Consider the following 12,073-nt stretch of genomic DNA (forward strand, 5'->3'; position numbering starts at 1 on the left):
AGATGCCGCGTCGCCAGCCTCGCCACTTACAGATGCTGCACCGACGCTGGCAAATCGCCGTGCGGCGCCGACATCGGCTCGCCTTCCATATGACGCATGCCGTGCGAGCACAGCAGCCGGTACAGCGTCACCCGCGAGATGCCGAGCTCCTGCGCCGCGTCTCCGAGCCGCCCGCGATGGCGCAGCAACGCAAGCTCGATCGCCTGACGTTCAGCCGCTTCGCGCGCCTGCGCGAGCGATACCGGCACGATCTCGACGTATTCGGCGAGTTCGAGGTCGCGCGCGGTGATCGCGCGTCCCTCCGACATCACGATCGCGCGCCGCACCCGGTTGATCAGCTCGCGCACGTTGCCGGGCCAGCCGTAGTTATGCAGCGCGGCGATCGCATCGGGCGCGAAGCCACGCAGACGGCGGCTTGCATCCTTCTTGAAACGTTCGAGCATGTGCCGCGCGAGCAGTTCGATGTCCTTGCCGCGCGCGCGCAGCGGTGGCTCGTCGATTTGCAGCACGCAGAGGCGGTGATACAGGTCGGAACGGAAGCGTCCTTCGATCATCGCCGCGGTCATGTCCACGTGTGTAGCCGAAATGATGCGCACGTCGACGTCGATCGCGGTATGTCCGCCGAGCCGCTCGACCTTGCGCTCCTGCAGGAAGCGCAACAGGCTCGCCTGACTTTCGAGCGGCAGATCGCCGATTTCGTCGAGAAACAGCGTGCCGCCGTTGGCCGCCTCGACGCGCCCGATCTTGCGCTGGTTTGCGCCGGTGAACGCGCCGCGCTCGTAGCCGAACAGTTCCGATTGCAGAAGATGCGGCGGAATCGCGCCGCAATTGATTGGCACGAACGGCGCGTTGCGCCGCGCCGAGCGTTCATGAATCGCGACCGCTGTCAGCTCCTTGCCGGTGCCCGATTCGCCGGAGATAAACACCGGCGCGTCGGTCATCGCGACTTTGCGGATCGAGCGGAACAGCGCGAGCATCGCGTCGCAGGAGCCGACCATCTCGCCCTCGGCGCCTTGCAAGCCTTCGTGCGAGGTCGTGTCGCTCAGCGAGATCATGCCGTACGCATGACCGACCGAGTCGACGATACGGTCGCCAGAAGACGGCACCGTCACGTAATCAAAACAGTAGTCGCGCACGAGCCGGCGCAACGCCGCGTCTTGCAGTTGGCCAGGCGCGGTGGCAGCCACCCAGCCGACGTTCGGCATGGTCAGACAGGATTCAAAAGCGGCGATTTCGTGCGGCTGGAAATCACTGGACAAATCGAGCAGGCCACCAGCTGCCGAGCCGGTGCGCACTGCCCGGCGCGCATCGCGCGCCGATCCCACGACTTCCACATGCCAGCCACGCTGCATAAAACGCGTATTCAGTTCCGCGCTCGGGTCACGCGAAACGTAAATCAGTTGCCGCGTTGCGGGTTCCATTATTCAGATCCTCTCGTCAACGAACGTTAAGGACGACGCATGCACCTGAAACTGCGGTTCAGACACGCTGACTCGTTCGGGATTCGCGAATCGCAAAACCCGAACGGCCATTCCATTCCGTGCGGACAGCTGATCCCCAAGAAAGCGGCGTGTGTGTTTGAGACGGCCTGATATGGGCCTTTTTTAAATCTGAAGCTGTTTTCGAGAGCTTACTATACGTGCGCCGCTTCGAAAACAATTATGCGAATTTAATCGATGGACCCCTTGCCCATCATGGCTTAGCGGCCAATCGCGATTTATTCAGCCGACAAATAAAACATTAGTGGAAGCGCTTTTCGTGGCGTTGTCGCGACAGTAGTTCGTACCTCGGCGATTAGCGAATTATAGGTATTTTCTGCTGACCCGTTTCAGTGCTGCAACGTTTTTTCCCGATTTGGAACACATTAGTCGTCTTTCCGCTGGTTGGCGCCCGACGCATCAATGGATTGCGAGCGATGGCACATGTTTCGCTAATTGGCGAGCACCAGGGAGATACATCATGCGACTTGCATTCCGCATCGATCTGTTAAGCCGCCGCGCCCCATTCTTCGCGATTTGCGCAGCCCTTGCACTCAGCGCGCTGCCGGCGAGTGCAGGCACCCCAACAGCGCAAGCCGCCCCGACGCGATCCGTCACGCTGGCGGATTCCAACGATGCCTCGGACCCCGCCCCCGCCACCCTGCGAGCAATCACACCGCTTGCCGCCGAGGACGACAGCCAGCTTGACGCCAACGCGTCGAACCCGGCGGCCGATGCTGCATCCATGAACGATATTTCGCTCGACGACCAGGTGCTGTCGCGGCAACGCGGCGGCGCGGTCGGCATGTTGATGGTCGCCGCGACGCCGCAGCTGATGCAAAGCGGCGGCAACCAGGTGACGTTGTGGGACGAGATCGCCCCACCGTCGCCGCTGCCCGTGCCCGTCGATGCCGCGCGCGCCGCCCAGGGCAACGTCGCGACATACCAGCGCAAGTAAGCAAGACGAAGCATCGAACCGATAGCACATAACCAGCGAAATGCGGGACCGGTGGCCGCGCGAGAAGCAGCGCCCCACGACGGCGGGACACAAGCAACAACAGAGAAGGGACCGGGACATGAGTACCAATGACCAGACGCCGCACGCCCCCGGGCTGCCGGCGGCGTCGTTCAGCAACGCTCCCGTCTTGTCGCGCGCCGCTTCGGCCAGCACCGCCCTCCTCGCGAGCGTCCTCATCAGCGCCTGCTTCGCGAGCCATGCCTATGCCGAGCAGGTCGCCAATCCGGGCGACATCATCGTCGAGCGCAGCGTCACGCCGCGCGACGCGTTCGTCCCCGTGCCGCGCGACCAGGACCCGGTCGCGGTGCGCGCCACCACGTTCCCGGCCAACTCGTTCGACCCGACGATCGCGACGCTCGTCGGCGACACCGACCTGACCAACGCGCACGGCTCGAATGGCGTCGCCGCTGGCGGCGTGCTCGGCGGCACCGGCATGCAGGCCGTCACGCAGATCCTCTCCGGCAAGGCGACCGGCAGCACGATCCCAATGAACGCGGGCGGCATCGGCGGACCGGCGACGGGCGTCGGCGGCACGATCAGCTCGTCGGTGACGGGCGCGCTCGCGCCGTTGTCGAACGTGCTCGGCGGCGCGCTCGGAGGTCTGAAATGAGCACACGCCTGCGCCCCTCGCTGCAATCGCTCCCATCAGTGCACTTCACTGCGGCGCGCACTGCCCTGCGCGTTTGCGCGTGCCTGTGCATGGGCGTCGCTGTGCTCGTCGCCGGCGAGGCCCACGCGCAGTCGCCGGCGGTGCCCGTCGTCGGCGCCACCGCGACGATCGGCAGCGGCGCGGGCATGGGTGCGACGGGCGCGCTCTCGGTCAACGAAACCGCCGGCCTCGACAACGCGCAGGCCAACCAGATCACGGTGACGAAAGGCGGCGCCGTCGGCAACGCGAACACCAGCGTGCAGAGCGCGTCGGTGGTCGCGAACGTGCCGCGCGCGCAAGCGTCGATCGAGGTCAATGCGTTTTCGAACACCTCCGGCGCGGTGCTGGTGAACCAGTCGGCCGGAGCAGGGAATCTGCAGCGCAACAGCACCCAGATCGGGACTGCGGCGCTCGGAGTCGAGACCGTCTCGGATGGGGAGCTATCCGCGACGGCCCCGAAAAACGGCAGTTCGGGGCAGTCGAACGCGATTCACAGCGTGCGCGAGGCAAGCATTTCCAGCCATGCCTTCCGTAACGCGAGCGGAATCGTGCAGATCAACCAGGCAGCCGGCGCCGGTAATGCCACGGCAAACAGCTTTGTGCTCCGTCCCCCGGCGGGCACTTTTTTTAACTGACCACACTTAAGTATCGGAGCGAATCATGAAGCGCACTCTTATTGCCACGGCCGTTCTCGTTGCCGCATCCGGCAGCGTGCTTGCCGCGCCGCAGAAGGCCTACCTGTTCAATACGACGGTCGTCGGCGAGATGGTCGGCGTCGAAGGTATGGTCGGACTGTTTGGCTGCGTGCATGTCTCCAGCGCGGCTAACGCGGTGATCAACAACAATCAGATGGTCAACGTCAACGCGACGCTCGATCCGCAGGCGCAGACCTACACCAGCGGCAGCGTGACCACGACCCTGAACAACAGCAGAACGTCGGTCAGAGGCGGCGGCTCGGCATTCGCGTTCACGACGCAAAACCATGCGTCGTCGAGTTCGAGCTCGCAGGGCTTCGAAGCCTCCGGCGGCTATGCGTACGGCAATCAGAGTGCGAGCGTAACGAGCGGCGGCTATCAAACGAGCCAGCAGGCAGCCCACATCGCGGGCAGCTTCTCGCACACGAGTCAAAACTCGGGCGGCCATATCTCGGCGGGCGGCTCGATCGGCGGCAGCTACAGCTATCAGGACCACAACACGTTCTCGCACGGCAGCGGCTCGTTCAGCGCCCGCGGCGGCCTGCAGGCCGGTTATCGCGAATCGGGCTACTCGAACTCGTCGGGCGTCGCCGGCGCCTTCGAAGCGAGCGAAGCGTCCGGGCAAAGCCGCTCGTGGGGCTTCAAGGCGAGCGAAGGCTCCGGCTATGCGATGGTCGGCGAGCAATCGTCGAGCTACTCGCGCAGCCGCTCGTCATCGAGCGACTCGTATGGTGCCGCATGGGGTGTCGACGCGGGCATGACGACGACCGACGTCACGACGCGCGGCTCGATCACGCAGCACATCAACAACGAAACGGCCGCCACGCTGAACGCGACCACCGGCACCAACGCGGCCAGCAACGTGTCGGGCAACCTCGGCATCAACATCGCGGAAGGCATCGACAACGCGCAGAGCAACGACGTGTCGCTCGCGTCGGTCGACGTCGGCAACGTGTTCGGCAACGCGCAGGCCTTCAACGTGCAGTCCTCGGGCGGCAGCGCAACGATCCACAACTTCAATCTGAACGCGTCGGTCGGCAACGGGTCGCTGTCGGGCGTGACGGGCAACGTCGGCGTGAACATCGCCTCGGGTATCGGCAACGCGCAGGACAACGCGCTTGCCGGCGCGGTGACGACGACCTCGCCGGGCAAGGCGCTGACGACCGCGATGGATGCGACGGATGACAACTCGCAATCCGCCACGATGGTCGTTCACGGGCAATTCCAGGGCACCGCGAGTCTGGGTGCCGATACGTTGAAAGGCGCCTCCGGCAACATCGGCGTGAACATCGCCGGCGGCGCGGGCAACTTGCAGCACAACGGCCTTGCCATCGCGGCGCTTAACAGCGGCAAGTAAGCCGACGACGCGACGACCGCGGGCAAGCAGAAGAAGCACAAAGCAGTCGGTAGGGCGCGCCGGCAGCCATAGAAGCTGCCGGCGCGGATCGGGCAGGAGACCAGCATGACCGGGTTCAACGGGTTCCCCGCGCTACCGTTCGCCGTAGCGCTGGCAGGCTGCGTGCTGTGCGCGGATCACGCCGCCGCACAGTCGAGCATCGACACGTCCGCGTTCGCCGGCGTGCCATTGACGAAGACGGTCCATTCGATGAAGGACCTGCGCTACAACCACATCGTCAATCAGCAGTTCGACTACAGCTGCGGCGCGGCGGCGCTCGCCACCCTCCTCAAGTACGGCTACGGCATCGATATTCCGGAAACCGAACTTATCCGCCGGATGATGTTCTTCTCGACGCCCGAAGTCGTCGTCAGGAACGGCTTCTCGATGCTCGACATGAAGCACTTCGTCGAGACCATCGGACTGCGCGGCCGCGGTTTTCGCGTCAGCGTCGACGCGCTCCACCATCTTCAGATCCCCGTGATGGTCCTGATGAACCTCGACGGCTACGAGCATTTCGTGATCGTCAAGCACGCGCAGGACGGCCGCGTGTTCATCGCGGACCCGGCGCTCGGCAATCGCATCGTGCTCGAAGAGGACTTCGCGAAGACCTGGAACGGTCTCGTGTTCGCGGTCCTCGGCAAACCCTTCAGGGAGGATTCTCCGCTGTTGCAGGACAACGAGTCGCTCGCGCTGAAGCTGCGCGCCGCCGCGCTGGCGGCCGGCACCGCCGCGACGCCCTTTTTCGAGTACGGCTTGAACAAGGCAGACATGTTCTGATCCCGTCATGAAGTCACACTTCACACAGCTTGGCTTCGTGCTTTGCGCCGTCAGCTGCGGCGCAAGCAGCGTTGCCCATGCTTCGGAGGGCGCCGCCTCGCCACCGGCTCCCGAACTTTCGATACGGTCCGAGCCGGGCGCCGAGCCGCTGCGAGTGCAGCTGGTCGGCGACGACGTGCTCGCGACCCAGACCGGCAAATACGCCGGCGCGACGATGATTTCCGGCTTCGTGCTGAACGTCATTTCGCAATGGCACTTGCCCAATGGCGCGAACGCGCTCGCTCAAGGCTCGCTAAGCGCGGTGCAGAACGGCAGCGGCCAGCTCACGAGTTCCGTCAGCACGTTCGCGAGCGTGAGCGGCGGCGCGCACGGCCATGCGGACGATTCGGGCGCCTACCCAAATGCCCGCGCGCGCGGCGGCCAGAGCATCGGCGTCAACGGCGTGTCGCAGATCACCCAGGTCGCGGGCGATCGCAACAGCGGCACCAACTCCGCGCTGATCGACTTCAACAACAGCGCCCCGACGCTGACGGGCTCCGCCAACGCGCCGTCGGCATCGGCCAGCAATTCGACCGGCTCGGTGAAAGCCGGCATTTCGTTCGGCAGCAACGGCGTGAATGTCGCGCTGCGGACACCCGCTGGGCTCGCCACCCAGACCATCGCGCCGAGCAACGGGCAGATCGCCCAGTTGCTGCAGATCGCAGGCAACAACCAGCAAGTCGCCAACGCCCTGCAACTGCATCTGCAAACCCAGCAGATGTCGGCTTCGATGCTTCGTCAGTTAGGCGTACTGCAGGCACTGCAAAACAGGAGATAACGGCGCGGGCCGCCACCCGCCAGTTGCACCACAAGCAGTAAAGAGACGGCCGCGCAGTCGGCACCGCGCGGCCGGACCACCGGGGGAGCAAAAAATGAAAAAAGTGTCATCGACCAGGGCCCCGCGCATGGCTCTCGCGGCCATTCCGGCCGCCGTCATGCTTGGGGCTCTTTCTCAGCCGGCGAGCGCGCAGGCGCTCGCCGGTCAATCCGTGGAGGACCGTCTGAACACGCTGATGCGCGTCGTCGACGAGCAGCAGCGGCAGATCCATTCACTCGAACGCCAGGTCACAGAACTCGAGATGGCGCAACGCGGCCGCGGCGTGCCGGGCGCCGGCGCTCCCGCGGGCAGCGGCACGGTGGCCGAGCAGCCCGGCGCCGACGGCCTGCCGGTGCCGCTACCGCCGCTCGCGCAGATCGCGCCTGGCGCGCCCGCGCCGGCGGGCACCACCGGCACCGCGACCGGCGTGCCGGTCAATCCGCCGACGCCGGACGGCAGCAACGCGGGCACCGCCAGCGCCGGCGGCCTGCCCGCCGCCACCGACGGCAGCGGCGCGGTCGGTCAGACCCAGCGCGCGAACGAACCGGTGCGCACGCAGGCCGAGCAGGCGGTCGTGCAGCGCGAGCATGCGCCGCTGTTCGACCACAAGCTGACGATGGACTTCGGCATCAGCGACACCTATTACGACCGTCGCCAGTTGCAGTTGTCGGGCTTCCTCGCGCTCGACGCGATTTTTCTCGGCAACATCAACCTCGGCCAGACCAAGTCGCACCAGGTGATGGCGGACCTCGACACGCGCTACGGCGTGTCCGACCGCATCAACGTCGACGTCGACGTGCCGTACGTGTACCGGCGCAGCACCTTCATCGTCGGCGGCGCGGGCGGCGCGGCGAGCACGCTGTCGGACGCGACGGTGTCGAGTCACGACATCGGCGACGTGAACTTCGGCATCTACTACCAGTTCGTCAGGGAAACCAACGCGCTGCCGGACGTGGTCGGCAGTCTGCGCGTGAAGGCGCCGACCGGCAGCTCGCCGTTCGGCGAAAAAGTCGTGCAGGTCGACGCCGACAATACCAACCTCGTCGCGCCGACCAGACTGCCGACCGGCACCGGTTTCTGGAACATCACCGCGGGTCTGTCGGTGCTGAAGACCTACGACCCGGTCGTGCTGTTCGGCAGCGTTTCCTACACCTACAACATCGCGCGTTCGTTCGCGGACATTTCGTCGGTGCAGGGACAAACCGAACCGGCGACGGTCAAGCTTGGCGATATCGTCCAATTTGGCGGCGGCGTCGCGCTCGCGTTCTCCGACAAGGATTCGGCCAGCGTGTCGTTCACGATGGCGCTCGAACCCGAGTCGAAGACCAAGGCGCCGGGCGGCAGCTACCAGAAAGTGCCGGGCAGCGAAACTACGGCCGCGGCGATGAATTTTGGCCTGAACCACGTCGTGAACAAGCACCTGACCATCAACGGCTCGGTATCGATCGGACTCACACCCGACACGCCGAACTTCGTGGTCGGCGTGCGCTTTCCGTACACCTTCTGACGTGCCAACGATACGAGGTCGAACGTGCGTGAATCACCTCATCTGAGCAGCGTGGCTGCCGTCGCGGCAGCGGGATCGCATCTGTCGCTCGCGGTGCCGAAGCAGCGCGCCGCCGGGTCAGCCGCCGGGGCCGCGGCGGCGCCGGCCGTCGAACCAGCGCCTGGCAAGCAGACCGGCGCCCCGGCGAGCGCGGCGATGCGCGGCGTCGCGCGACACTTGCTGTACGTCGCGCGCACCCCTGACGAAACGCTGATCGCGCATCTGAAAAGCCGCGGCTGGCAGGTCGCGGCCGCGCGCTCGGCGCACGAACTCGGGCGGCTTTTGAAGCCGGACCTCGCGTGCGCGGGCATCGTCGATCTGGCGAGCTTCGCGCCGCGCGACATCGGCGGGCTCGAGGCGAGCCTGCGTCAGCAGCAGATCGGCTGGATCGCGCTCGCGAGCAACGAGCGGCTCAACGATCCGCTGGTGCGACGCCTCGTGCGCCACTTCTGCTTCGACTTCGTGAAGCTGCCGGTCGCGCACGCGACGATCGACTATCTGGCCGGCCACGCGTTCGGCATGGTCACGCTGTGCGACCCGGAACTCCCGCCGCCCGCCAGCGAAGCAGGCGACGAGGAAATGGTCGGCACCTGCGAGGCGATGCAGCAGCTCTTTCGCACGATCCGCAAGGTCGCGAATACCGACGCGAGCGTGTTCATCGCGGGCGAATCGGGCACCGGCAAGGAGCTGACCGCGCTGGCGATCCATGAGCGCTCGCCGCGCCGCAAGGCGCCGTTCATGCCGATCAACTGCGGCGCGATTCCGCATCACCTTCTTCAATCCGAACTGTTCGGCTACGAGCGAGGCGCCTTTACCGGCGCGAATCAGCGCAAGATCGGCCGAGTCGAGGCGGCCGACGGCGGCACGCTGTTTCTCGACGAGATCGGCGACCTGCCGCTCGAAAGCCAGGCGAGCCTTTTGCGCTTTCTGCAGGAAGGCAAGATCGAGCGGCTCGGCGGACGCGACTCGATTCCGGTCGACGTGCGCATCATCTCGGCGACCCACGTCGATCTCGACGGCGCGATGCGCGACGGCCAGTTCCGCGCCGACCTGTTTCATCGCCTGTGCGTGCTGCGCGTCGACGAGCCGCCGCTGCGCGCACGTGGGCGGGACATCGAGATTCTCGCGTACCACATCCTGCACAAGTTCAAGACCGACAATGCGCGCAAGATTCGCGGCTTCACGCCGTCGGCGATCGAGGCGCTCTACAACTACAACTGGCCCGGCAACGTGCGCGAGCTGATCAACCGCGTGCGCCGCGCGATCGTGATGGCCGAGAGCAAGCTGATCTCAGCCGACGACCTCGACCTCGCGGGCAACACCGAGCAGCAAAGCATGACGCTCACGCAGGCGCGCGAGGCCGCCGAGAAGCGCGCGATCGAGGCCGCGCTGCTGCGCCATCGGCACCGCTTGAACGAGGCGGCGGTGGATCTGAACATTTCGCGCGTGACGCTGTATCGGCTGATGGGCGTGCACGGTTTGCGCGAACCGGGTGGCGCCGACGACAAGGAAGAGCTCGCCACCGACGGCCCGGCGCGGAGGTGAGCAACGGGCGGACACCGGTGCGCATCCGCGCGTCGGGTAGAATCGCCCGGTTACCCACCTCTTTCCATTCGATGACGACGCTCACCCTGATCGTCGCTCGCGCCAGCAACGGCGTGATCGGCCGCGACAACCAGTTGCCCTGGCGACTGCCCGAAGACCTCAAGTTCTTCAAGCGCACGACGATGGGCGCGCCCATCATCATGGGCCGCAAGACGCATGAATCGATCGGCCGGCCATTGCCGGGACGCCGCAACATCGTCGTCACGCGCGATGCCTCGCGGCGCTTTCAGGGCTGCGACACCGCGACCAATCTCGACGAAGCGCTCGCGCTCGCCGCGCAGGACCAGGCGCCGCAGGCGTTTCTGATCGGCGGCGCGGAGTTGTACGACGAAGGGCTGCGCCACGCGGACAAGCTGATCGTCACCGAAATCGCTGCCGACTTCGTCGGCGACGCGACCTTCCCGGCGATCGACCCGCACGTGTGGGAAGAAATCGCGCGCGAAGCGCATCACTCGAATGCGCCGAACGACTTCGATTACGCATTCGTCACGTATCAACGCAAGGACGTCTGACGGCACGCGCCACGCATGCAATAAAAAACGCCACGCAACGTTGAGCTGCGTGGCGTTTTCGTTTGATACGGGGCGGCGCCAGAACGCGCCACGCGGCTTACTGCCCCGCGATCGTCATCCGCTCGATCAGCACCGAGCCGGTCTGCTTGGTGCCGCGCGTGATCGTATCCGCACCGATCGCGACGATATGGCGGAACATCTCCTGCAGCGTGCTCGCGACCGTGATCTCCTCGACCGGATACTGGATTTTGCCGTTCTCCACCCAGAAGCCCGACGCGCCGCGCGAGTAGTCGCCGGTCACGTAGTTGACGCCCTGCCCCATCAGCTCGGTCAGCAAGAGACCCGTGCCGAGCTTCTTCAGCATCGCCTCGAAGTCGTCCTCGGGACGCGTGTTCGAGCTGAGCAGCGACAGGTTGTGCGAGCCGCCCGCGTTGCCGGTGGTCTTCATGCCGAGCTTGCGCGCCGAGTAGGTGGACAGGAAGTAGCCTTCGACGACGCCGTCCTTCACGACCGAGCGCTGGCGCGTGCGCACGCCTTCCTCGTCGAACGGCGCGCTGCCCATCGCGCGCGCGACGTGCGGATCTTCGACCACCTGCACGTGCGGCGCGAACACCGGCTTACCGAGACTGTCGACCAGAAACGAGGTCTTGCGATACAGCGCGCCGCCGCTCGTCGCCTGCACGAACGCGCCGAGCAGGCCTGCCGCGAGCGGCGCTTCGAACAGCACCGGGACCTTGCGCGTATCGAGCCCGCGTGCGCCGATGCGCGCCAACGCGCGCTGCGCCGCGTAACGGCCGACGGCTTCCGGATCGGCGAGTTCGTCGGCGCTGCGCGTCGACGTGTACCAGTCGTCGCGCTGCATGTTGCGGCCGCTGCCGGCGATCGGCGCGCACGCGATGTAGTGGCGCGAATACGGATAGCCGGCGAGGAAGCCGCGCGAGGTCGCCAGCACGAACTGCGAGTGCTGCGCCGACACGCTCGCGCCTTCGGAGTTCTTGATCTGCGGATCTGTCGCGAACGCGGCGTCTTCGGCGCGGCGCGCGATTTCGACCGCTTCGTCGGCCGACAGATTCCACGGGTGATACAGGTCGAGGTCGCGCGGCGCGGTTTCGAGCAGCTCGGCTTCGGCGAGGCCCGCGCAATCGTCTTCGGCGGTGAAGCGCGCGATGTTGTAGGCGGCCGCGACCGTGTCCTTCAAGGCCTGCGGCGAGAAGTCCGAGGTGCTCGCGTTGCCGCGCTTGTTGCCGATGAACACCGTCACGCCGACCATCTTGTCGCGGTTGTGCTCGATCGTCTCGACTTCGCCGCGCCGCACGGAGACGGACAGACCGTCGCCCTCGGAGATTTCGGTTGCGGCGTCGGTGCCGCCGAGCGCCTTCGCGTGACGGAGGATGTCCGAGGCGATTTCCTTCAGCTCATCCTGGGTATGCGGAAAAAAGCGCTGCTTGACGTCCATGTCTGCTGCCATTGTGGTTGCCGTCCTGTTGGGGCCGCGCGGCCCTTTGTATGCGCACCGTGTTCGGCGCGAGGCGCGCGGG

The 12,073-nt window shown here is 65.9% G+C and carries 11 protein-coding genes; 9 read left to right on the forward strand and 2 right to left on the reverse strand.

The genetic code is table 11. The annotated features are described in order from the left end of the window. Positions 1–26: 26 nt before the first annotated feature. Positions 27–1,421 carry a sigma-54 dependent transcriptional regulator gene (locus BC1002_RS10915; protein WP_013090095.1) on the reverse strand — a complete coding sequence of 465 codons (1,395 nt, stop codon included), beginning with the start codon at positions 1,419–1,421 and terminating at the stop codon, positions 27–29. Between the two features lie 538 nt (positions 1,422–1,959). Here BC1002_RS10915 and BC1002_RS10920 point away from each other — a divergent pair. From BC1002_RS10920 to BC1002_RS10960, 9 genes are all read left to right on the forward strand, one after another. Next, positions 1,960–2,436, forward strand: coding sequence for a hypothetical protein (locus tag BC1002_RS10920; RefSeq protein ID WP_013090097.1), 477 nt, complete (start codon positions 1,960–1,962; stop codon positions 2,434–2,436). A 118-nt stretch (positions 2,437–2,554) separates the two neighbouring features. Beyond that, positions 2,555–3,106: a hypothetical protein gene (locus tag BC1002_RS10925; protein WP_013090098.1), complete on the forward strand. Its 552-nt coding sequence runs from the start codon at positions 2,555–2,557 to the stop codon at positions 3,104–3,106. Further along, positions 3,103–3,780, forward strand: a complete 678-nt coding sequence (locus BC1002_RS10930; RefSeq protein ID WP_013090099.1) for a hypothetical protein — start codon at positions 3,103–3,105, stop codon at positions 3,778–3,780. Before BC1002_RS10925 ends, BC1002_RS10930 begins: the two co-directional genes overlap by 4 nt. Before the next feature lie 25 nt (positions 3,781–3,805). Further along, positions 3,806–5,197 (forward strand): serine-rich family protein, encoded by a 1,392-nt coding sequence (locus tag BC1002_RS10935; protein ID WP_013090100.1) that lies wholly within the window; start codon positions 3,806–3,808, stop codon positions 5,195–5,197. A 105-nt stretch (positions 5,198–5,302) separates the two neighbouring features. Beyond that, positions 5,303–6,016: a C39 family peptidase gene (locus BC1002_RS10940; protein WP_013090101.1), complete on the forward strand. Its 714-nt coding sequence runs from the start codon at positions 5,303–5,305 to the stop codon at positions 6,014–6,016. Positions 6,017–6,023: 7 nt separating this feature from the next. Beyond that, complete coding sequence (locus BC1002_RS10945) at positions 6,024–6,833, forward strand: hypothetical protein (RefSeq protein WP_013090102.1); 810 nt, start codon at positions 6,024–6,026, stop codon at positions 6,831–6,833. A 94-nt stretch (positions 6,834–6,927) separates the two neighbouring features. Continuing rightward, on the forward strand, positions 6,928–8,379 hold the full coding sequence (locus tag BC1002_RS10950; protein ID WP_013090103.1) for a hypothetical protein: 1,452 nt from the start codon (positions 6,928–6,930) through the stop codon (positions 8,377–8,379). 24 nt (positions 8,380–8,403) lie between these two features. Then, positions 8,404–9,963, forward strand: coding sequence for a sigma-54-dependent transcriptional regulator (locus BC1002_RS10955; protein WP_013090104.1), 1,560 nt, complete (start codon positions 8,404–8,406; stop codon positions 9,961–9,963). Between the two features lie 71 nt (positions 9,964–10,034). After that, positions 10,035–10,535 carry a dihydrofolate reductase gene (locus tag BC1002_RS10960; RefSeq protein ID WP_013090105.1) on the forward strand — a complete coding sequence of 167 codons (501 nt, stop codon included), beginning with the start codon at positions 10,035–10,037 and terminating at the stop codon, positions 10,533–10,535. A 97-nt stretch (positions 10,536–10,632) separates the two neighbouring features. Here BC1002_RS10960 and pmbA read toward each other — a convergent pair whose 3' ends face one another. Then, on the reverse strand, positions 10,633–12,003 hold the full coding sequence (gene pmbA / locus BC1002_RS10965; RefSeq protein WP_013090106.1) for a metalloprotease PmbA: 1,371 nt from the start codon (positions 12,001–12,003) through the stop codon (positions 10,633–10,635). Positions 12,004–12,073 lie beyond the last annotated feature (70 nt).

Origin of the sequence: Paraburkholderia atlantica (assembly GCF_000092885.1) — a bacterium.
GTDB lineage: Bacteria > Pseudomonadota > Gammaproteobacteria > Burkholderiales > Burkholderiaceae > Paraburkholderia > Paraburkholderia atlantica.

Bases quoted from the DNA above. Each gene is read 5' to 3' on its own strand.
- BC1002_RS10950 (WP_013090103.1), top strand. From the start codon at position 6,928: ATGAAAAAAGTGTCATCGACCAGGGCCCCGCGCATGGCTCTCGCGGCC.
- BC1002_RS10920 (WP_013090097.1), top strand. From the start codon at position 1,960: ATGCGACTTGCATTCCGCATCGATCTGTTAAGCCGCCGCGCCCCATTC.
- BC1002_RS10940 (WP_013090101.1), top strand. From the start codon at position 5,303: ATGACCGGGTTCAACGGGTTCCCCGCGCTACCGTTCGCCGTAGCGCTG.
- BC1002_RS10935 (WP_013090100.1), top strand. From the start codon at position 3,806: ATGAAGCGCACTCTTATTGCCACGGCCGTTCTCGTTGCCGCATCCGGC.
- BC1002_RS10960 (WP_013090105.1), top strand. From the start codon at position 10,035: ATGACGACGCTCACCCTGATCGTCGCTCGCGCCAGCAACGGCGTGATC.
- BC1002_RS10925 (WP_013090098.1), top strand. From the start codon at position 2,555: ATGAGTACCAATGACCAGACGCCGCACGCCCCCGGGCTGCCGGCGGCG.
- pmbA (WP_013090106.1), bottom strand. From the start codon at position 12,003: ATGGCAGCAGACATGGACGTCAAGCAGCGCTTTTTTCCGCATACCCAG.
- BC1002_RS10915 (WP_013090095.1), bottom strand. From the start codon at position 1,421: ATGGAACCCGCAACGCGGCAACTGATTTACGTTTCGCGTGACCCGAGC.
- BC1002_RS10930 (WP_013090099.1), top strand. From the start codon at position 3,103: ATGAGCACACGCCTGCGCCCCTCGCTGCAATCGCTCCCATCAGTGCAC.
- BC1002_RS10945 (WP_013090102.1), top strand. From the start codon at position 6,024: ATGAAGTCACACTTCACACAGCTTGGCTTCGTGCTTTGCGCCGTCAGC.